This window comes from Micromonospora sp. CPCC 206060 (genome assembly GCF_036906895.1).
Taxonomy (GTDB): Bacteria; Actinomycetota; Actinomycetes; order Mycobacteriales; family Micromonosporaceae; genus Micromonospora.
This window is the reverse complement of the sequence record NZ_JBAKHU010000089.1, coordinates 1-19,008: the sequence shown is the minus strand read 5'-3', so window position 1 is coordinate 19,008 and position 19,008 is coordinate 1. Positions and strand designations below refer to the sequence as shown.

Below are 19,008 nucleotides of genomic sequence, written 5' to 3'. Positions count from 1 at the left end.
GATCACCGGGTCGAGCTTGCCCTCCCGGGCCGCCTGGGTCAGGTTACGACCGAACTGGTCCAGGACGAGACTGGTCGAGGAGGTCGCCTCACCGCCGGCGGCGGTACCGGCGGCGGGGGCCTCCTTACCGCCCTGGTAGCCGGAGAGGAGTTGGATGACCTGCTGCCGGACTCGGTTGAGATCCGCGCCCAGCTTCACCAGCACCTGGGCCGCGACGCCCTCACCCTCCCGGATCAGGCCGAGGAGCAGGTGCTCGGTACCGATGTAGTTGTGGCCGAGCTGCAGCGCCTCACGCAGCGACAGCTCCAGGACCTTCTTGGCCCGCGGGGTGAACGGAATGTGCCCGTTGGAGCCCTGCTGACCCTGGCCGATGATCTCCTCGACCTGCTGGCGGACACCCTCAAGCGAGATGCCCAGGCTCTCCAGAGCCTTCGCCGCCACGCCCTCACCCTCGTGGATCAGGCCAAGCAGGACATGCTCTGTCCCGATGTAGTTGTGGTTGAGCATCCGGGCCTCTTCCTGGGCCAGGACGACAACCCGTCGCGCTCGGTCGGTGAACCGCTCGAACATGCCCTCGTGCTCCTCACGTGCCCTACGCCGGCGGGCCACCCGAGCGACGAATCACTCCGCCGTGCGACCGCGCGCTGCCCGACGACCGTTGACCATCCCCGGGCCGCGACCGGACCGGTTGTTACTTGACCAATTCAAGCAGGTATCCCTGTCCCCACACCGTGCGGATCGCCAGGTTCAGCGGCTTAATCCGCCTGCGTACCCGCATGATGTGCAGGTCCAGCGCGTTGCGTCGGCTGAGGGTCGGCCGCTCGGGCAGACACTGCAGCAGTTCCTCGCGGGAGACCACCTCACCAAAACTGCGGATCAGGCACTCCAGCAGGTCGGCCTCGGTGGGCGAGATGGCGCAGGACCGGCCACCGTGGCGCAGTACGCCGACGGGGTCGATTTCCGGCACCCGGTCCACCCAGGCCTTCGCCCGCAGTGTCGCCATCCGGGCCTCGAGGTCGGTCCGGCTGACAGGAGCCCGGATCCAGTCCTCTTTGGCATCGCTGCAAACTGGTGGCCGACAGCCACCCTCGACAACGAGCAGCCGGGGAATCCCCAGTGCTCGATACCTTTCCCGGCGCACCTCTTCCGCCGGCCAACGGACCAGCTTGACGTCGGTCTCGTACTGGACTCCGGTCATCGTTCACCTACCTTCAGGCGGACTACCGAATGAGGGAGCGGCGCCGGCTATCCCCGAGGCGCCAAAGCCATTGAAAGACTTACATCGAGCTGATCCTTTGTCAACCGCTTGACTCAGAGATCAACAACTACACTCAGCTTATGTCAAACGTTTGACCTGGGGGTTTGCTGAGAATAGATGATCTTGGCATCGTTAGAGCTAGCAGCCGTGACGCGGGATTGACCAACGACTTGACAAGGTTGCAGGCGGTGATATTTCTTTTGACCCGCTGATGGATTCCACTCGACAGACCTGTGACGGCGCTTGAATCAGGGCGAGGAAGTGGTAACCGACATACGGGAGGTCAGGTGCGCCGTCCGACCGCCGAAATCAGCACCGTGGCCCGCCCGACCGGTCCACCAGCCGCAATAGCGCCACCTCCGGTGGCGACCTCGCTGTGGCACCGGGTCGACGAGATAGCCGTGCTGGTCCGACGCAATCTGATCCACATGCGCCGCCGGCCCGCCCTGCTGATCTTCTCGCTGATCGAACCGGTACTACTGGTCCTGCTGTTCCGGTTCGTGTTCGGTGGCGCGGTCGAGATGAGCATCGACACCACGTACCCGAACTTCATGGTCCCCGGCATCCTGGTGCAGACCGTCACCCTCGGCGCGGTGACCATCGGCGCGAGCCTGGCCCGTGACCTCTACGGCGGCATGCTGGACCGGTTCCGCTCGCTACCCATCGCCCGGGCCTCGGTACTCGCCGGCCACACCATCGCCGGCCTGGCCCGCAGTCTGCTGGTCCTGCTGGCAATGGTGGCCACCGGCGCCCTGGTCGGCTTCCGGCCGGAGGCCGGCCCGCTGGCCTGGGTCGCCGCCCTGGCCCTGCTGCTGCTCTGCGCCCTGGCCATGGCCTGGGTGGCCGCACTCATCGCCCTGCTCGTCGGTGGCGTCGAGATGGTAGAAACGCTGGGATTGAGCCTGCTGTTCCCGTTGACCCTGGTCAGCAGCGCCTTCGTACCGGTGGAGACGATGCCCGGCGCGGTCGGCGCGTTCGCGGCCCATCAACCGGTCACCGCCGTGGTGGACGCCGTCCGGGCGCTCCTGCTCGACCAGCCACTCGGGAACACGGTCTGGGTGGCCGTCGCGTGGGCGGTCGGCACCATCGCGGTGTTCGCCCCGCTGTCCGCCGTGGCCTACCGCCGCCGCACCCGGCACTGACCGACCGGCAACCCGCACCGGCCCGGGCCCGCCGCCCTCCATACCGCCGGGCCGGCCGGCCCGACTGGCACAGCGGCGTACCGGGCCGGACGCCGCGGTAGGTGTCAGGCGGCGGCGCAGTACCCATCCCGGCACCACCTGCCCACTGCCGGCCATCCCTGCCGCACCTCCTCCATGCCCCGCTCCCACCCGCGGCCCGGGCTTCCGCCACGCCGCCCCGGGTCCGGGCTTCGGCCACACCGCCCCGGCCCGGCCGGCCGCGCGTCGACCCGGGCCGACGTTGGCGTGCCCGCCGCAGCTCCGGCGCCCCCGCCCCAGGGAGCCGTCCGTCCGCCGGGCCCGTCGACACCACCACACACGCTGCCGGCACCCGGCGTCGCAGGCCCCGACGAGCCCTCCGAGCGGGCCCCGGCGGCCGACCGGCCTCCACACGGGGCCGCAGACTGCTTCTCATTTATATAGCAGGCGAGTGCGGTGGGAGTAGGGCGAGACCAACCCGCCCGACCTGGCTCCGACCACAAATACCAGGTCAGAGAGTTGATCTCAGCCCAGCAGGAAGCCACCACCAGACATTGACAGATTTGTTGACTCGGCGCGGATCCGCTATAGGCTTCTAAAGCACAGGTCCCTACGACCCGACAAGGAGTCAAGATGACCACCAACTACTTCCCGCCCGGCGGCACCGACTACCTGAACCTGTGGACGGACGCCGTGATCGAGATCGCGGGCGACACCGAGACGATCGAGGCCGACGGTTGGTTCGTCGTCAACCGCAGCTTCCCGACCCCGCAGGACCCCACCAAGATCATCGTGCAGATCCTGCAGATGAACCTGCGGGGCCGCAGCGAGCACCTCGGTGAGTTCCTCTTCACCATCAACCCGCAGCTGCCGACCATGGGCGAGGAAATGGTCTTCGCGCCGGATGACTTCTCCACCCGGTTCAAGGGCTACTTCAACGTCTTCTTCGAGCTGCAGCTGCTCGAGCAGGGCAAGACGCTGATCAACAAGGACCCGATCAACATCTCGGGCCTGTTCGGCGCCCTGCCCCCGATCGGCGCCGTCGGCGAGATGGCCCCGGGTGACCGCGTCGGCATGTACGACCGGGCCAACCCGGACGCCGAGCCGGTCATGTACATGCTGGCCACCCGCAAGATCGTCGGCGCCTACGTCTCCGGCGACTTCAACGTGCGCCAGGGCCACTTCGAGGAGTCGCAGAAGGTCGCGGCCGAGTGGTCGAAGACCGCGAGCACGCTCAAGCCGGCCACGGTCTGACGCGTACCTGCTCCACACCGGACGCCCGGGTCGACGCCGTCGGCCCGGGCGCTCCACTTCCCGGGGTGAAGCCACCCCCGGCAACACCGCAATCGTGAAGATCGGACCAGCGCCGACGGCGACCAGAATGAAGGGGTGACCGTGCCCGACCCCGGATCGATAGCGAACTTCAACCGGATCGCCGACCGGTACGATCGGCACCCCGGACAACTGGGCTGCCGACGTGCCGACCCGCAGGTGCTCGACGCCGTCGGCGACCGCCAACCGCGCACCATCCTCGACGTCGGCTGCGGCACCGGTCGGCTGCTCACCCAGGCCGCTCAGCGCTGGCCCGGGGCCGCCCTGGTCGGTGCGGACCCGGCCGCGGAGATGGTCCGGGTCGCACAGACCAAGCTGCCCACCGCCACCCTCGTGGTCGCCGGAGCCGAGAGCCTGCCACTGCCCACCGGGTCGATCGACCTGGTGCTGAGCACCACGTCGTTCGGGCACTGGCGGGACCAGCTGGCCGGACTGCGCGAGATCCGTCGGGTCCTGCACCCGCAGGGCCGCTTCGTGCTGGCCGAGCACACTCCCCCACCGGACTGGCTACGCCCGGTCCTGCGCCTGCTCGGCGAGCTACCCCACCACCACCGGGAACCCCGGGTGCGGGCCATGCTCACCGAGGCCGGGCTCCGGACCGTACGGACCGGACGGATCAGGGGCGGCCTGCTCATCGCGGTCACCGAGCCCGCCTGACCGCCGGCGCGACCGGCTATCGGGTCAGCGTCGGGTGACCCGGGGCTGAACCACCCGGCCAGCACCGGGTACATCACACGAAACGCCCGACGGACCGGCGTCGCCTGACGAGCACCACGGCCGCCACGGATCAGCTGGCGGCCGGCTCCCGGGGTACGGCGGTGAGCAGCGACTTGATCAGCACCGGCTTCGCCTCGGCCTGGAAGTCCACTCCGGCGTCGAACTCGTTGATCATGCCCTCGATCACCAGCAGGGACAGCAGCGGAAAGACGAACTCCGGAGCGGCGTACAGGCCACAACGGCGTTGCAGGTCGAACAGCTTGGCGGCGAACGGGGCCAGCTGGAACTCGCCGGCCGACTTCTTGTGGGTGGCCGACACCAGCTCGATGATCTCGGTGCGGAACCGCTCCAGGTCCGCGCCGGCACCACCGTTGTCGGTACTGCGGACGATGATGTCGGCGCACTGCCGGCCGTTGCCCCGGGACATGTTGAAGAAGAACTCGGCGAACAGCCGTCGGACCCGGGGCTTGAGGTGCACCACGAACCCCGCGTCGAGCAGCACCACCTCGCCCTGCAGGTCCAGGTAGAGATTGCCCGGGTGCAGGTCGCAGTGCACCACCCCGTCGAGGAAGAGCATCCGGTAGACGCAGTGCAGCACCCGGCGTACCGCCAGCGCGGCGGTTTCGGCGGGCAGTTCACCGCCGGTGACCCGGCGCAGCCCCGGGATGAACTCCATGACCAGGATCCCGTCGGCGCGTACCTCGTCCACCGGCGTCGGTACCCGCAGGAAGTCCAGGTCACTGAGGTTACCGCCGAGCATCCGCAGCGAATCGGCCTCGGTCTCGAAGTCCAACTGGCGCAGTACGGCCTCGCTGATCTGCCCGACCATCTCGCTGGCCGGCAGGCGGCGCATGCCGGGCAGCCGGTGCATCAGCCGGGCACCGGCGGCGAGCATCGCGAAGTCGGCGTACATCCGGGGTCCGATGCCCGGCCGGCGTACCTTCACCGCCACCTCGCGGCCGTCGTGCAGCGTCGCCCGGTAGACGCAGGCGATGCTGCCGCTGGCGATCGGGGTCCAGTCGAACTCGACGAACGGCCAGTCCCGCCCGGCGAAGGCCGACGACACCGCAGTCCGGGCCTGCTCCGTCGACATCGCCGGCACCCGGTCGTGTAGCTGCCCGAGCGTCTCGCAGACCGCCGCCGGGAGCAGGTCCTGCCGGGTACTGAGCAGCTGGGCGCCCTTGATGTAGCTGGCCCCCAACCCGCAGACCAGGGCCCGTAGCCGGTCACGCAGCACCGCGCGGACCACGGTGGAGCCCCGAGGGGCGTTACGCGCCACCGCCGGTACGGTCGCCAGCGCGTGCCGCGCCAGCACCCCCGTCACCTGAGCGGCGCGCCCGCACATCTGATACCAGCGCGGTTCCGGCATGCCCACCTCCGCGAGCCACAGTCGTCGATGCGACATCCTCCCAAGAGTGCGACAGTAAGCAGAACACCGGCCGGGGATGTTTCGGGGCGCTGAAGGATTTTCGCAGCTCGTCAAGGCAGCCGACTAGCCTCGTCCCCGTGAAGGCGATAACGCTACCCGGCGTCGAAGAGTACGCCGCCGCGCACACCACATCGGATCCCGAGCACCTGGTGGAGGTCGCCGCCGAAACGCGTCGCCTCTGCGAACTGCCGCAAATGATGATCGGCCCGGTCCAGGCCCGTTTCCTGCAGTTCTACCTCTTGGCGTTGCAGCCGCGTGCCGTACTCGAAATCGGCACCTTCACCGGCTACTCGTCGTTGTCCATGGCCGAGGTACTGCCGCAGGGTGGGCATATCACCACCTGCGAGCTGAGCGAGGAAAATGCCGCGATCGCCCAGCGCCATATCGACGCCAGCCCCTATGCCGACCGCATCACGGTCCGCGTCGGGCCGGCGCTGAAAACCATTGAGTCGCTGCCCGGGCCGTTCGATTTCGTCATGCTCGACGCCGACCAGGCCAACTTCTCCGAGTACCTCGACCCGCTGCTGGAGCGGCTGTCCCCGAACGGGGTCATCGCGGTGGACAACGTGCTCTGGAACGGGGCGGTCATCGACAACTGCGACGGCGACCCGGCCACCGACGGCATCCACCGGTTCAACAAGATGGTCGCCGCCCGCCCGGACCTGGTCTGCGTGCTGCTGACCATCCGCGACGGCATCCTGCTCATCCGGCGAGCGGAAGGACGGGACTGATGGATCCCGTCGGCATCGACCATGTCGCCCTGCTCACCGACCGGCTGGACCACGTCGTGGAGTACTTCCGCGACGCCATGGGCTTCACCGCGCACCCGCCGGTCACCTCCGACGACGGCACCGAGCAGCACACCTCGGTCCTGCTGACCCAGGGGCGGATCCGGGTGGTGGCCAAGGCTCCGACCGCCGGCCGGGGCCGGGTGAGCGACTACGTGGCCCGGCATGCCGACGGGGTCGCCGACATCGCGATGGGGGTCGAGGACGCCGCGGGCGCCTTCGACACCGCGGTCCGGCGCGGGGCCCGTGCGGTCACCGCACCCGCCGAGACCCGACTCGCCGACGGGGCGCGGGCGGTCACCGCCACGGTGTCCGGTCCGGGGGACCTGGAGCACACCTTCGTCCAGCGGCTCGACGGTACGGCCACCGTCGACGACGGCCTGCTGAAGACCATCGACCACATCGCGATCTGTCTGCCCAACGGCCGGCTCGTGCCGACCACCGACTTCTATGTCGAGGTCTTCGGCTTCCAGACCATCTTCGAGGAGTTGGTCGAGGTCGGTGACCAGGCCATCGACTCCAAGGTGGTGCAGAACAACGCCGGGGACATCACGTTCACCCTGATCGAGCCGGACACCACCCGGTCCCCCGGCCAGATCGACCGGTTCCTGACCGACCACCGGGGTGCCGGGGTGCAGCACCTGGCCTTCCTCACCGACGACATCTCGGTCTCGGTGCCCCGGCTCAGCGGGCAGGGCGTGGGCTTCCTGCAGGCGCCGCAGAGCTACTACACCATGCTCGCCCAGCGGGTACCGGAGCTGACCGGGGAGATCGACACGCTGCGGGCGGTCGACGTTCTGGTAGACCGGGACCACTGGGGACACCTGTTGCAGATCTTCACCCAGTCGCCGCACACCCGGGGCACGCTCTTCTACGAGCTGATCGAACGGCGCAACGCCCGCACCTTCGGTAGCGGCAACGTACGCGCCCTCTACGAGGCCGTCGAGCACGACCGGGTGACCAGCACGGTCCCGCAACGGTCATGAGCGCGCCGGCCGGCACCGGGGTCGCCCTCACCCTCGCCGACCTGTGCGACGCGCTCGCCCAGCCGGTGATCGGCTCCGCCACGTTCCTCAACGAGATCGCCGCCCGGCACCCGGAGGCGATCCCGCTGGCCGCCGGCCGGCCGTACGACGGGTTCTTCGACCCGGCGGAACTGCCCGACCTGCTCGACCGCTACCTGCGTCACCTGCGTGAGGACAAGGGGCTGGACGAGGTCGGGGTGACCCGGCAACTGTTCCAGTACGGGCGTACCGCCGGGCACATCCACGAACTGGTCACCCGGACCCTGGCCAACGACACCGGGCTCCGGGTCGACCCGGAGGCGGTGGTGGTGCTCACCGGCGCCCAGGAGGGCATGCTGGTCTGCGCCCGGGCGCTCTGCCCCGGCCGGGACGACGTGCTGCTGGTCCCGTCCCCCTGCTACATCGGCATGCTCGGCGCGGCCGGACTGCTCGGCGTGCCGGTGGTCGGCGTACCCGAGGGACCGGACGGGCTGGCGCCGGCCGACGTGGCCGAGGCGGCGCGGCGGGTCCGGGCGGAGGGCCGCCGGCCCCGGGCGCTCTACGTGGTGCCGAACTTCGCCAACCCGTCCGGGCACACCCTGTCGTACGCCGACCGGGTCGCCCTGCTCGCCGTCGCCGAGGCCGAGGACCTGATCCTGATCGAGGACGACCCGTACGGCTTCCTGGCCGAGCGGGCGCGCCGGGAGCCGGCGCTCAAGGCGCTGGACACCGGCGGACGGGTGGTGCACATCGGCACCTTCGCCAAGACCTGCTTCCCCGGCGCCCGCGTCGGCTACGTCGTCGCCGACCAACCGGTCCGCCTGCCCGACGGGCGCACCACCCTGCTGGCCGAGCAGCTCTCGCTGCTCCGCAGCATGATCACTGTGAACACCTCGGCGCTGGCCCAGGCGGTGATCGGGGGGATGCTGCTGCGCGCGGACTGCCGGCTGGACGAGGCGAACGCCGACCGGGCCGCCTTCTACCGGCGCAACCTGACCGTGCTGCTGGACAGCCTCGCCCGGGAGTTCCCGCCCCGCGAGCGCGACCGGTACCGGGTGCGGTGGAACACCCCCGCCGGTGGGTTCTTCGTGGTGGTCACCGTCGGGTTCGACGTCGACGACGAGGTGCTGGCCGAATCCGCCAGCCGGTACCAGGTGCTCTGGACCCCGATGAGCTACTTCCATCTCGACGGTGGCGGACGGCGCCAGTTGCGACTGTCGTGCAGCGCGCTGACACCGGAGCAGATCGAGGAGGGGGTCCGCCGTCTGGCCCGCCTGGTGCGTGACCGCTCCGCCGCTATCGCGGCCGACCCGAGGAGTTGATTCGCGTGGCGCAGCCCGAACCCGAGCGGCTTCCGTTCACCGGCGACGAGTACCTGGAGAGCCTGCGCGACGGGCGCGAGGTATGGATCTACGGGGAACGCGTCAAGGACGTCACCGGGCATCCGGCGTTCCGTAACAACGCCCGGATGCTGGCCCGGCTCTACGACGCGCTGTGGAATCCGGCCGAGCGTGACGTGTTGACCATGCCGACGGACACCGGTTCCGGCGGCTTCACGCACCGGTTCTTCCGGGCGCCCCGCAGCAAGGACGAGTTGCGCGCCTCCCGGGACGCCATCGCCGCCTGGCAGCGGCACTGCTACGGCTGGCTCGGCCGCTCGCCGGACTACAAGGCGTCGTTCCTGGCCACGCTGGGCGGCAACGCCGACTTCTACGACCCGTTCGCGGAGAACGCGCGGATGTGGTACCGGCGTTGCCAGGAACGGGTCCTGCACGTCAACCACGCCATGGTGCACCCGCCGGTGGACCGGCACCGCCCGCCGGACGAGGTGGCCGACGTGTACGTGCACGTCGAGCGGGAGACCGACGCGGGGATCGTGGTCAGCGGCGCGAAGGTGGTGGCCACCGGATCGGCGCTCACCCACTACAACTTCATCGCCCACCACGGTCTGCCGATCAAGGAACGCCGGTTCGGGGTGGTGTTCATGGCCCCGATGGACACCCCCGGGGTGAAGCTGCTGTGCCGGGCGTCGTACGAGATGACCGCCGCGCAGACCGGCAGCCCGTTCGACTACCCGCTGGCCAGCCGGATGGACGAGAACGACGCGGTGATCGTCTTCGACAAGGCGCTGATCCCGTGGGAGAACGTGCTGATCTACGGGGACGTGGAGAAGGCCAACTCGTTCTTCCACCGCTCCGGTTTCCTGCCCCGGTTCACCCTGCACGGGGTGACCCGGCTGGCGACGAAACTGGACTTCATCTGCGGCCTGATGAACCGCGCGGTGGAGATCAACGGCACCGGCGAGTTCCGCAGTGTGCAGGCCAACATCGGTGAGGTGATGGTCTGGCGGCACCTGATGTGGGCGCTGTCGGACGCGATGATCGAGCGGTCGGTGCCCTGGGGTGACGGGTACGTTCAGCCCAACGAGGAGTACGCGCTGACCTACCGGGTGCTGGCGCCGATCGCGTACGGCAAGGTCCGGGAGCTGGTGCAGCACAGCGTCGGCAGCGGCCTGATCTACCTCAACTCGAACGTGGCCGACTTCCACAACGAGGAGATCCGGCCGTACCTCGACCGGTACCTGCGCGGCTCGCACGGCTACACCGCCGTCGACCGGGTGAAGGTGATGAAACTGCTCTGGGACGCGGTGGGTAGCGAGTTCGCCGGCCGGCACGAGCTGTACGAGCGCAGCCACGCCGGCAACGCCGAGGAGAACCGGATCCAGGTGCTGCGCAAGGGCACCGCGGCCGGGATCGCCGGACACATGCTCGACCTGGTGGACAGCTGCCTGTCCGAGTACGACCTGAACGGCTGGACCGCGCCGGACCTGGTCAACCCGGAGAGCCTCTTCCCCACCGCCGGTTGACCCGGAACCACCTGCCGCCGGTTGACCCGGAACCGCCTGCCGCCCCCGGCCCCGTGCCCGGGGGCGGCATCACCTGCCCGAGCGCCGGGCGGTCAGCCCCAGTTCTGCGGGGCCGGTTGGCGGGTGGTGACGTTGAGCCGGTTGAAGAAGTTGGTGGTGGCCACCCAGAGCACGATGGCGGCGAGTTCCTTCTCGCCGAAGTGCCGGGCCGCCTCGGCCCAGATGTCGTCGGGCACCGCGTCGCCCCGGTCGGCGAGCCGGGTGGCCGACTCGGCAAGCGCGAGCGCGGCCCGCTCCGCCTCGGTGAAGTACGGCGTCTCCCGCCAGGCGGGCAGCGCGAACAACCGCTCCTCGGTCTCCCCGGCCTCTCGCGCGGTACGGGCGCCCGAGTCGACGCAGGGTGCGCAGCCGTTGATCTGGCTGGCCCGCAGGTGCACCAGTTCCAGGGTGCTACCCGGCACGCCGGCCGAGTGCGCGGCCTTGTAGAGCAGGTTGATGGCCTGCACGGCGTCCGGCAGCACGGCGGCGGGGTTCTGCATGCGCGGTTCGATGATCATGTTGTCCGTCCTGTCCTGTTAGGGTGACCGGCGTACGACGCGGCGCGGCGTCCCGGTCCGTCACGGGGATGTCGACGGTCAGGCTGACGGTGTGACAGATGTGGCGGCGGTCACATCGCGGTCCCGGCTCAGGGTGTCGTCGTCCCGGGATGCGCCGGTCGGTGATGGGGTGGAGGGCGGCGGATGAGCGACACGGACCTGCTGGCCCGACACTTCGAGGAGAACCGGTCCCGGCTCCACGCGGTGGCCCACCGGATGCTCGGCTCCCGCGCCGAAGCCGAAGACGCCGTCCAGGACACCTGGCTACGGCTGAGCCGGGCCGACGTCGACGACATCGACAACCTGCCCGGATGGTTGACCACCACCGTCGGCCGGGTCTGCCTGGACCGGCTACGCGCCCGGACAAACCGACCGGAGCAGCCCTGGGACACCACCGGCCCGGAGACCGGCACGCCGGACGTGGAGACCGTCGACCCGGAGCGGGAGGCATTACGCACCGAGTCGGTCGGTCGGGCGCTGCTGGTCGTCCTGGACACCCTCGCGCCCACCGAGCGGTTCGTGTTCGTGCTGCACGACATGTTCGCCGTCTCCTTCGAGGAGATCGCCTCCGTGGTCGACCGCAGCCCGGCCGCCGTACGGCAGATCGCCAGCCGCGCCCGCCGCCGGGTGCAGCACAGCGGCGCGACCCCGGAGACCAACCCGGCCCGCCAGCGGCGGGTGGTCGAGGCGTTCCTGGCCGCTGCCCGGGAGGGCCGGTTCGACGACCTGGTGAGCCTGCTCGATCCGCACGTCGTGATGCGGGCCGACCCGGTGGCGGTCAGCATGGGCGGTACCGCCGAGGCGCGCGGCTCCGCCGCCATCGCCGGCTTCTTCAACGGCCGGACGCAGGCCGCGCTACCGGCCTACGTCGACGGAGCGCCCGGCGCGGTGGTGGTCGTCGGCGGACGTACCCGGATCGCGCTCAGCTTCACCGTCACCGACCGGATCCTCGCCATCGAGACGGTGGCCGACCCGGAGCAGTTGGCGGCGCTCGACATCGTCATCGGTGAGGTGCCGCCCGCTGATCAGAGGTAGACCGCGCCGGGCCGGGTGCTGGCGACACGGTCGGTGGCCCAGCCGCCGCGCGGGTTGATGTCCATCCGGACCTCGACGCTCCAGCCGTCACCCCGGTGCCGACGCACCAAGGAGCGCGGCGTAGTAGGGCAGCGCGTGGGCGAGGTCCTGTGGGAACCTTCAGCAATCCGTCAACACTGTTAAGATACCGGGCGACCGGTTTTAGGATGGGTACATGCCACGGCAGACACGGGCGGAGCAGACACGGGCGGCGATCATCAGGGCCGCCGCCGAGATGTTCGATCGGTACGGATACGGCAACACGGGTCTGAGCGACGTCGTCGCCCACGCCGGCGTCACCAAGGGTGCGCTCTACTTCCACTTCCGGTCCAAACAGGATCTGGCGCAGGCGGTGGTGCAGGAACAACATGCACTGTGGGCGGCGGAGGCGGCGACCGTGGCCGGGCTGGAGACGCCCGCCCTGGAGGCGCTGATCCGGATGTCCTACCGGCTGGCGCGGCAACTGCGGGTGGACCCGGTCGTGCGGGGCGGCATCCGGTTGACGCTGGAGCACACGTTCGAGCGCCCCCTGCCGGATCCCTATCTGGACTGGATCGCCATGACGACCCAGATCCTCCAGCGGGCCGAGGCCGAGGCCGACATCCGGACCAACATGGACCTCGACCGCATCGCGCGGTTCCTGGTCAGCAGCTTCACCGGCCTGCACCTGGTCGCCCAGGTCATCGACTTCCGGCAGCACCTCGCCGACCAGGTGGGGGATCTCTGGAGACTCGTCCTGCCGGGTCTGATCCCGGGCCGGAAGCTCACCTACTACCTGAGCTTCGTGGTGGCGGCAGGCAGGGAGGTCATGCCTGCGGTGCCGGGTCAGGGTCGGCAGGTGACGGTTACCGAGCCGCGGACCGCGACCCGGCCGTCCTGAACGAGGGACAGGCCGACCCGACGCATGAAGCCCGCCGGGTGACCGGCCGCCGCCCGCTCCGGTTCGATCCGGCAGGGCCGGTCAAGCTCCACGAAGAGGGGAAAGCACGCCTCGGCGGCGACCAGTCGCGCCGCCGGCCCGTGTGTCGAGACGGCGAACTGACGCATGGCCTCGAAGAGCACCATCCCGGGCACGTGGTCGACCGGGTGGTCGAAGAAGCCCGGGTGGTCCAACGGCACCCTCAGGGCGCGTGTGCCGGTCTCGTCACGCGGGCCGACCACGATGTCACGTACCGAGTCCCGGCCCACACTCGCCGGCAGGGCCGGTGGCACGTCCCCGGGTGGGCCTCCCTGATCGGGGAAGCTGCTGCGGGACCGGGCGCGGATCCGCTGGTAGACCCGTGGGCTCAGGCAGCTGACCCAGCCGCTGCCGGCGGCGAAGTGCTCACCGTCCCGGCAGAACTGCACATCGACGCGGAGACCGCCCACGGTGTCGGCTCGGCGGACCACCTCGCTGACCCGGACGACGCAGACGCACTCGACCGGCCCGTCCGGGGCGCGCAACGCACCGGGCGCGCACCGCCAGGCCAGACGGCGCATGACGAAGTGGTGCCCGTCGCTGACGCCGTAACCCGCGTGCGCGACGAGGATCCCGGCCTGGCGGATGGTCTCCGCCACGAGCATCGGGTCGAGCCTGCCGTCGCGGCGGCCGTAGAGCAGGTGCCCGATGGGCCACTGGGCTCGGGAACGTCACCACGCTCACGGTGGTGTGCACCCAGGCCCCGGTGCAGGGTGGGACGGCCACGCCGGCTGTCGGCCAGGTCGATGAGGTCGTCGTGGATCAGCGCGAAGGTGTGGAACAGCTCCAGCGCCGCCGCCACGCGCAGTACCGACCGGCTCGTCACCGCCCCGCCGGCCGCGTACCAGCCGCAGTAACACAGCAGTGGCCGCAACCGCTTGCCTCCGGCGAGATACTCGTCGAAGGCCGCCACGGCGGGGAGCAGCTCCGGCCCCGCAGCCGATCGCATCCGGTCGGCGACGAATTCGTGCAGCACCTCGTCCACGGCACGCCGGACGGCCACCAGATCGATCGCCGACGAGGGGCCGGATTCGACCGACATCACTTTATCTGCCATTTCTCTCCTCGGTCCACTTCGACCACTGGCACAGACACCGACAGGGGTTCGTCCGCCTGCGGGGAGCCGGGAAATCCGGGATCAGAACACCGCCGCCCGACGCGACGGCTTCGCAGAACGAACTGAAAGTACCGTGGAGCAAACGGGATCAGCAACGCCACTGACATCAACAGACATGTCACGAATGTGGATGCCGGACGGCGACTAGCGGAGCATTGCAAATGCCGCACCCATGGTCCAGGGTCACTAAGGGGAAGTCGCAGGCAGAATTCACCCAGAGGAGTCGTGGTCGGCGTGTCATCAATTATCGACGCATTGCTACCGGCAGTTGTCGCCGTCCTGATGTTCGGTCTCGGCCTGTCGCTGACAGCCACCGACTTCCGCCGGGTCCTGCGGTCCCGTCGGGCCGTGGGCATCGGCCTGGCGTGCCAGATCGTCCTGCTACCTGCGGTCTGCCTCCTGCTGGTCTCCGCCCTCAATCTGCCGGGTGAACTGGCGGTGGGCATGATGCTGCTCGCGGCCTCCCCCGGTGGCACCACCGCCAGCCTGTTCAGTCATCTCGCCCGCGGGGACGTCGCCCTGAACATCTCCCTCACCGCGGTGAACTCCCTGCTGTCGGTGGTGACCCTGCCGATCGTGGTCAACCTCGCCATCCGGCACTTCCTGCCCGGCCGCGCGGCAACCGTCGAGCTGGGCTTCACCGAGGTGGCCCAGCTCATGACGATCATTCTGGTGCCGGTGCTGGTCGGTATGGCGGTACGCGCCCGTCAGGCCGGCCTGGCCGTACGCCTGGACCGGCCGATCAAGGTGCTCTCCGTGCTGTTCCTGACCGTGGTCGCGGTGCTGACGGTGTACCTCGAACGGTCCCGCATCCTCGACTACCTGGGTGCCGCCGGCCTGGCCGCGACGCTGTTCTGCGTAACCAGCCTGACCGTCGGTTACCTCGTCCCGCGCCTGCTCGGCGTGGCCGGGTCGCAGGCCGTCGCGGTGGGTATGGACGTGGGCATCCACAACAGCGGCCTGGCGGTCGCGGTGGCGCTGAGCCCCGGCATGCTGGCGAGCGCGGAGATGGCCGTGCCGGCCGTCGTCTACGCAATCGTCACCATTCCCTGCGCGGCCGTAGCGGTCACCCTGGTGACCCGCGGCCGGCAGCCCGCCGTGGCGTCCACCCGGGCCTGACCGCCACGGGTGCCGCCCCGGTACGGGGCGGCACCCGTGACCACGGGACCTACTCAGTCGAAGACCACGATCTGCCGCAGGACATCCCCACGCTGCAACGCGGCGACCGCGTCGTTCAGGTCGTCGAACCTGATCCGCGCGCTGATCAGGCTGTCCAGGTCGAGCGCCCCCGACCGGTACAGTTCCAGCAGCCTGGGCAGGTCCCGGTTGAGGTCACATCCGCCGTACACCGAGGGCCGGATGTTCCGGCTGGCGAAGAGGAGTTCGTAGGCGCTGATCCCGACCAGGTCGTCCGGGGCACCGGCGCCCACCACGATGACGTCGCCGCCACGTCGGGTCATCTCCCACGCCTGCCGGATCGCGTCCGCCCGGCCGACCGCCTCGAAGACGTAGTCGAAGCCACGCCCCCCGGTCACCTCGTCGCGGACCGCCGGCAGATCGGCCGGCGCCGTCACCGAGGTGGCGCCCAACTGCCGGGCGACGGCGTGCTTGGCCGGCAGCGGATCGACGCCGACGATCGTCGTGGCACCGGCGATCCGCGCCCCCTGCACGACCGACAACCCCACGCCGCCGAGCCCGATCACGGCCACCGAGGAGCCCGGACGGACCTGCGCGGTGTTCAGGACGGCGCCGACACCGGTGGAGATGCCGCAGCTGAACAGGGCCGCGTGCACGAACGGCAGGTCGTCCGGGATCGGGATCGCGGCCTGCCACGGCACCACCAGCCGCTCGGCCCAGGTACCGGTGCCGGCCATCCCGAAAGCCGGCTGACCGGCGACCCGGAACCGGGGCTTACCGAACAGGTCGGCCATGAACGACATACACAGGTGCGCCTCGTTGTTGCGGCACTCGGGACACCGCCCGCAGGACGGGATCCAGTTGATCACGACGTGCTCGCCGGGGCGTACCGTGTGGACCCGGTCACCGACCGCCAGCACCTCCCCCGCCCCCTCGTGGCCGACGACCAGGGCGTCGTCGCTGGTCGGTAGGCGGCCATCGATGACTGACAGGTCCGAATGGCACACCCCGGTGGCCCTGACCCGGATCAGCACCTCGTCCGGCCCGGGGCCGACGGTATCGACATCGTCGCGCAGGTCCAGCTTCCCGTCGGCCTTGGCGTTCAGCACCGCCGCCCGCATGGGATCCTCCTTCTTCATGGCCGGCCCGGTACGGCCAGCGGGGCAGGGCAGGGCTCACCGCGACACGATGCGGCACCGGACGGGGCCGACGGAGCGCAGGGCGAGCTTCTGGGTGAGCTTCAGATCGGTGTCGATCGGCTGGAACTCGAAGTGCCGCAGCATCACCGCGATGGCCAGGACCGCCTCCAGCATCGAGAAGTGCTGGCCGATGCAGGCACGCGGGCCGCCACCGAACGGGAACCACGCGTAGCGGGGACGGGCCGCCTCCCGTTCCGGCGTGAACCGCTCCGGGTCGAACCGCTCCGGGTCCGGCCAGTACCGGGGATGACGTTGGGTCACCCACGGACTGAGCAGCACGATCTTCCCGGCCGGGATGACGTGGCCGTCGATGACGGTGTCGGCCGTGGCCCGGCGGCTGATCCCCGGTGAGGGCGGGTAGAGCCGCATCGCCTCCTTCATCGCCATGTGGATGTACGACAGCTGGTCGAAGTCGGCCGCCCCGGGGATCCGGTCGCCGAGTACCCGGTCGGCCTCCTCCCGGGCGCGCGCCTGTTCCTGCGGATGGTTGGCGAGCAGGTAGAGGGCGAACATCATCGACGTCGCGGTGGTCTCGTGCCCGGCGAGGAAGAAGACGAGGACCTGGTCGCGGATCTCGTCCGGGGTCAACCGGTCGTCCTCCCCGTCGCCCGCCCGCAGCAGCAGGTTGAGCAGGTCACCCTGTTCGGACCCGGCACGGCCGCGCTCGGCGATGATCCGGTCGCACACGTCGTAGAGTTCCTGCCGCGCGGCGGCGGCCCGCCGGTTCGCCGGGGTGGGCAGCCACCGGGGCAGCGGTACCGGCGAGAAACCCCGACGCAACATGTACTCACCGAGCAGCGGGAAGTTGCGGCCGACCACCTCGGCGGCCTCCTCGCTGGCCGCGCCGAACAGGACGCGGGTCACCACCCGCTGGGTCAGCAGCGTGACCTCGTCCAGCACGTCGATGACCGTGCCGTCCCGACCGCGCCACTCCCCGACCGTGGCGAGGGTCTCCTCGCACATCGCCCGCGCGTAACGGTCCACCTTGCGGCGGGTGAACAGCGGCTGGATGAGCCGGCGCTGGCGTACGTAGTCGCTGTCCTGGCTGGTGAGCAGTCCGTTGCCGAAGGTCTCCCGGATCTCCTCGTAGAACACGTCGTCCTTGCGGAAGCCCACCGACCGGGCGAGCACCTGCTGGGCGCCCTCGGCGGAGAAGACCGCGTAGAAGTCCTGCCGCAGGCCCGGCGTGTCGTGGCAGGTCGCCAACGACGTCGAGGACATCTGGGGTGACCCCGGGGTCACCGGGAAACCGGAGATGAGCGATCTGCGACGGTCGAAGAAGACCCTGCCGGTCATCCTCGCGCTACGCTCCGGGCGGACCAGCGGCGCCCAGCTCGCCGAGGCGCTCCGCGCCGTCCCACGCCACCCGTTGGAGCCGGAGTTGCAGCGGTGGGCCCGACTGGTCGAGACGGCCGGCGGCCGGGCCGGCGCGGACCGGCTCTCCCGCACGTACCTGGAGGACGCGGTCAACCAGCTCCGGGACGCCCGGTTGACGCCACGGGCCCGGGAGGAACTGGTACGCCTGTTCCGTCGGATGGTCCTCCGGGAGGGCTGACGTCAGTCGGGGTGCGCGTCCGCTGACGTGCACGTGGCAGGGGCCTACCGACGCCCACCGCACGGATCCGGTCGTGGGTCACGCCGTCGCGGCACGCCCACGGCCGGACCGGCCGTTCCGTACGCCGGAAGCAGTCCCCGACAGACCGAAGGACCCGGACAGAGCGAAGGGGTGGCGGGGTATGGCCGCAGCACGGCACACACCCCGCCACCCCACGGTGACGTCGGTTCGGGACTACGGGACGGGTACCGCCTCGATCAGGCAGATGCGGGCCGGACCCGCCAGCGGGACCACCCGGGTCTTCCGGAACCCGGCGGCGGACAGCAGCGCCTCGTACTCCGCCTCCGTGCGCTCCTTGCCACCGAGCTTGACCAGCATGGCGAGGTCGTTCAGATAGGCGAACGGCGAGGCCAGGGACTCGGTGACCGGCGGCGGCGGAAGGACCGGGTCGATGATGAGCAGCCGACCGTCGGCCGGTACTGCCTCCCGGCAGTTCCGCAGAATGACCATGGACTGTTCATCCGACCAGTCATGGATGATGCTCTTCATGACATAGGCGTCACCGCCGCGCGGAACCTCAACGAAGAAGTCGCCAGAATGGACGTCGCACCGGTCGGCCACCCCTTCGTCGGCGAGCACCTGCGCGGCTTTCTCCACCCCGGTCGGGCTGTCGAAAACGATGCCGCGCGATTCGGGGGAGGATTTCAGGATCGCCGAGATCAGGGTACCGTTACCGCCACCGACGTCGACCACAGGTGACTGGTCAGGTGGTCGCTGCGCCGGTGGGTAGCCAGGGACAGCCGGCGACGAGTTCGGTG

Annotated in this window: 19 protein-coding genes and 1 pseudogene; 11 read left to right on the top strand and 9 right to left on the bottom strand. The window is 69.9% G+C overall.

Annotated elements, in window-relative coordinates:
- Positions 1 to 570: Clp protease N-terminal domain-containing protein (locus tag V6U90_RS29600; RefSeq protein WP_334443660.1), on the bottom strand; the 570-nt coding region annotated here is incomplete at its 3' end.
- Positions 571 to 691: 121 nt separating this feature from the next.
- Positions 692 to 1,198, bottom strand: a complete 507-nt coding sequence (locus tag V6U90_RS29595; protein WP_208817743.1) for a winged helix-turn-helix domain-containing protein — start codon at positions 1,196 to 1,198, stop codon at positions 692 to 694.
- Positions 1,199 to 1,545: 347 nt separating this feature from the next.
- Here V6U90_RS29595 and V6U90_RS29590 point away from each other — a divergent pair, with 347 nt between their 5' ends.
- The 3 genes from V6U90_RS29590 (at position 1,546) to V6U90_RS29580 (ending at position 4,407) form a co-directional block, all read left to right on the top strand.
- Positions 1,546 to 2,400 (top strand): ABC transporter permease, encoded by an 855-nt coding sequence (locus V6U90_RS29590; RefSeq protein WP_334443656.1) that lies wholly within the window; start codon positions 1,546 to 1,548, stop codon positions 2,398 to 2,400.
- A 651-nt stretch (positions 2,401 to 3,051) separates the two neighbouring features.
- Positions 3,052 to 3,672, top strand: a complete 621-nt coding sequence (locus V6U90_RS29585; protein ID WP_334443653.1) for a DUF6073 family protein — start codon at positions 3,052 to 3,054, stop codon at positions 3,670 to 3,672.
- 135 nt (positions 3,673 to 3,807) lie between these two features.
- Positions 3,808 to 4,407 carry a class I SAM-dependent methyltransferase gene (locus V6U90_RS29580; protein WP_334443650.1) on the top strand — a complete coding sequence of 200 codons (600 nt, stop codon included), beginning with the start codon at positions 3,808 to 3,810 and terminating at the stop codon, positions 4,405 to 4,407.
- 130 nt (positions 4,408 to 4,537) lie between these two features.
- Here V6U90_RS29580 and V6U90_RS29575 read toward each other — a convergent pair whose 3' ends face one another.
- Positions 4,538 to 5,872 (bottom strand): ABC1 kinase family protein, encoded by a 1,335-nt coding sequence (locus V6U90_RS29575; protein WP_334443648.1) that lies wholly within the window; start codon positions 5,870 to 5,872, stop codon positions 4,538 to 4,540.
- A 101-nt stretch (positions 5,873 to 5,973) separates the two neighbouring features.
- Here V6U90_RS29575 and V6U90_RS29570 point away from each other — a divergent pair, with 101 nt between their 5' ends.
- The 4 genes from V6U90_RS29570 to V6U90_RS29555 are packed head-to-tail and all read left to right on the top strand — an operon-like array spanning position 5,974 to position 10,554.
- Positions 5,974 to 6,627, top strand: coding sequence for an O-methyltransferase (locus V6U90_RS29570; protein WP_334443646.1), 654 nt, complete (start codon positions 5,974 to 5,976; stop codon positions 6,625 to 6,627).
- Positions 6,627 to 7,670 (top strand): 4-hydroxyphenylpyruvate dioxygenase, encoded by a 1,044-nt coding sequence (hppD, locus tag V6U90_RS29565; protein ID WP_334443643.1) that lies wholly within the window; start codon positions 6,627 to 6,629, stop codon positions 7,668 to 7,670. The genes V6U90_RS29570 and hppD overlap by 1 nt, the downstream gene beginning before the upstream one ends.
- On the top strand, positions 7,667 to 9,010 hold the full coding sequence (locus V6U90_RS29560) for an aminotransferase-like domain-containing protein (protein WP_334443640.1): 1,344 nt from the start codon (positions 7,667 to 7,669) through the stop codon (positions 9,008 to 9,010). The genes hppD and V6U90_RS29560 overlap by 4 nt, the downstream gene beginning before the upstream one ends.
- Entirely contained in the window at positions 9,010 to 10,554 is a 1,545-nt protein-coding gene (locus V6U90_RS29555) for a 4-hydroxyphenylacetate 3-hydroxylase N-terminal domain-containing protein (protein ID WP_442933691.1), read from the top strand. The genes V6U90_RS29560 and V6U90_RS29555 overlap by 1 nt, the downstream gene beginning before the upstream one ends.
- Positions 10,555 to 10,646: 92 nt before the next feature.
- On the opposite strand, the gene V6U90_RS29550 is transcribed toward V6U90_RS29555, so the two are convergent.
- Positions 10,647 to 11,111, bottom strand: a complete 465-nt coding sequence (locus V6U90_RS29550) for a carboxymuconolactone decarboxylase family protein (protein WP_334443635.1) — start codon at positions 11,109 to 11,111, stop codon at positions 10,647 to 10,649.
- A gap of 183 nt (positions 11,112 to 11,294) precedes the next feature.
- Between V6U90_RS29550 and V6U90_RS29545 the strand changes: the two genes are divergently transcribed.
- Positions 11,295 to 12,185 carry a sigma-70 family RNA polymerase sigma factor gene (locus V6U90_RS29545; RefSeq protein ID WP_334443633.1) on the top strand — a complete coding sequence of 297 codons (891 nt, stop codon included), beginning with the start codon at positions 11,295 to 11,297 and terminating at the stop codon, positions 12,183 to 12,185.
- A 214-nt stretch (positions 12,186 to 12,399) separates the two neighbouring features.
- Positions 12,400 to 13,104: a ScbR family autoregulator-binding transcription factor gene (locus tag V6U90_RS29540; protein WP_334443631.1), complete on the top strand. Its 705-nt coding sequence runs from the start codon at positions 12,400 to 12,402 to the stop codon at positions 13,102 to 13,104.
- Here V6U90_RS29540 and V6U90_RS29535 read toward each other — a convergent pair.
- Both V6U90_RS29535 and V6U90_RS29530 read right to left on the bottom strand, forming a co-directional pair.
- Positions 13,050 to 13,823, bottom strand: coding sequence for a ScbA/BarX family gamma-butyrolactone biosynthesis protein (locus V6U90_RS29535; protein WP_334443663.1), 774 nt, complete (start codon positions 13,821 to 13,823; stop codon positions 13,050 to 13,052). The two genes, V6U90_RS29540 and V6U90_RS29535, sit on opposite strands and share 55 nt — an antisense overlap.
- Before the next feature lie 110 nt (positions 13,824 to 13,933).
- Positions 13,934 to 14,131, bottom strand: a pseudogene (locus V6U90_RS29530) (polyprenyl synthetase family protein); the annotation flags it as partial.
- A 402-nt stretch (positions 14,132 to 14,533) separates the two neighbouring features.
- Between V6U90_RS29530 and V6U90_RS29525 the strand changes: the two are divergent.
- Positions 14,534 to 15,418 (top strand): bile acid:sodium symporter family protein, encoded by an 885-nt coding sequence (locus tag V6U90_RS29525; RefSeq protein ID WP_334443629.1) that lies wholly within the window; start codon positions 14,534 to 14,536, stop codon positions 15,416 to 15,418.
- A 53-nt stretch (positions 15,419 to 15,471) separates the two neighbouring features.
- Here V6U90_RS29525 and V6U90_RS29520 read toward each other — a convergent pair whose 3' ends face one another.
- Positions 15,472 to 16,557 (bottom strand): Zn-dependent alcohol dehydrogenase, encoded by a 1,086-nt coding sequence (locus tag V6U90_RS29520; RefSeq protein WP_334443627.1) that lies wholly within the window; start codon positions 16,555 to 16,557, stop codon positions 15,472 to 15,474.
- Positions 16,558 to 16,611: 54 nt separating this feature from the next.
- Positions 16,612 to 17,856 carry a cytochrome P450 gene (locus V6U90_RS29515; RefSeq protein WP_334443625.1) on the bottom strand — a complete coding sequence of 415 codons (1,245 nt, stop codon included), beginning with the start codon at positions 17,854 to 17,856 and terminating at the stop codon, positions 16,612 to 16,614.
- Here V6U90_RS29515 and V6U90_RS29510 point away from each other — a divergent pair.
- Positions 17,822 to 18,190, top strand: coding sequence for a polyprenyl synthetase family protein (locus tag V6U90_RS29510; protein WP_334443622.1), 369 nt, complete (start codon positions 17,822 to 17,824; stop codon positions 18,188 to 18,190). The genes V6U90_RS29515 and V6U90_RS29510 overlap by 35 nt on opposite strands.
- A 234-nt stretch (positions 18,191 to 18,424) precedes the next feature.
- On the opposite strand, the gene V6U90_RS29505 is transcribed toward V6U90_RS29510, so the two are convergent.
- Positions 18,425 to 19,008: methyltransferase (locus tag V6U90_RS29505; protein WP_334443620.1), on the bottom strand; the 584-nt coding region annotated here is incomplete at its 5' end.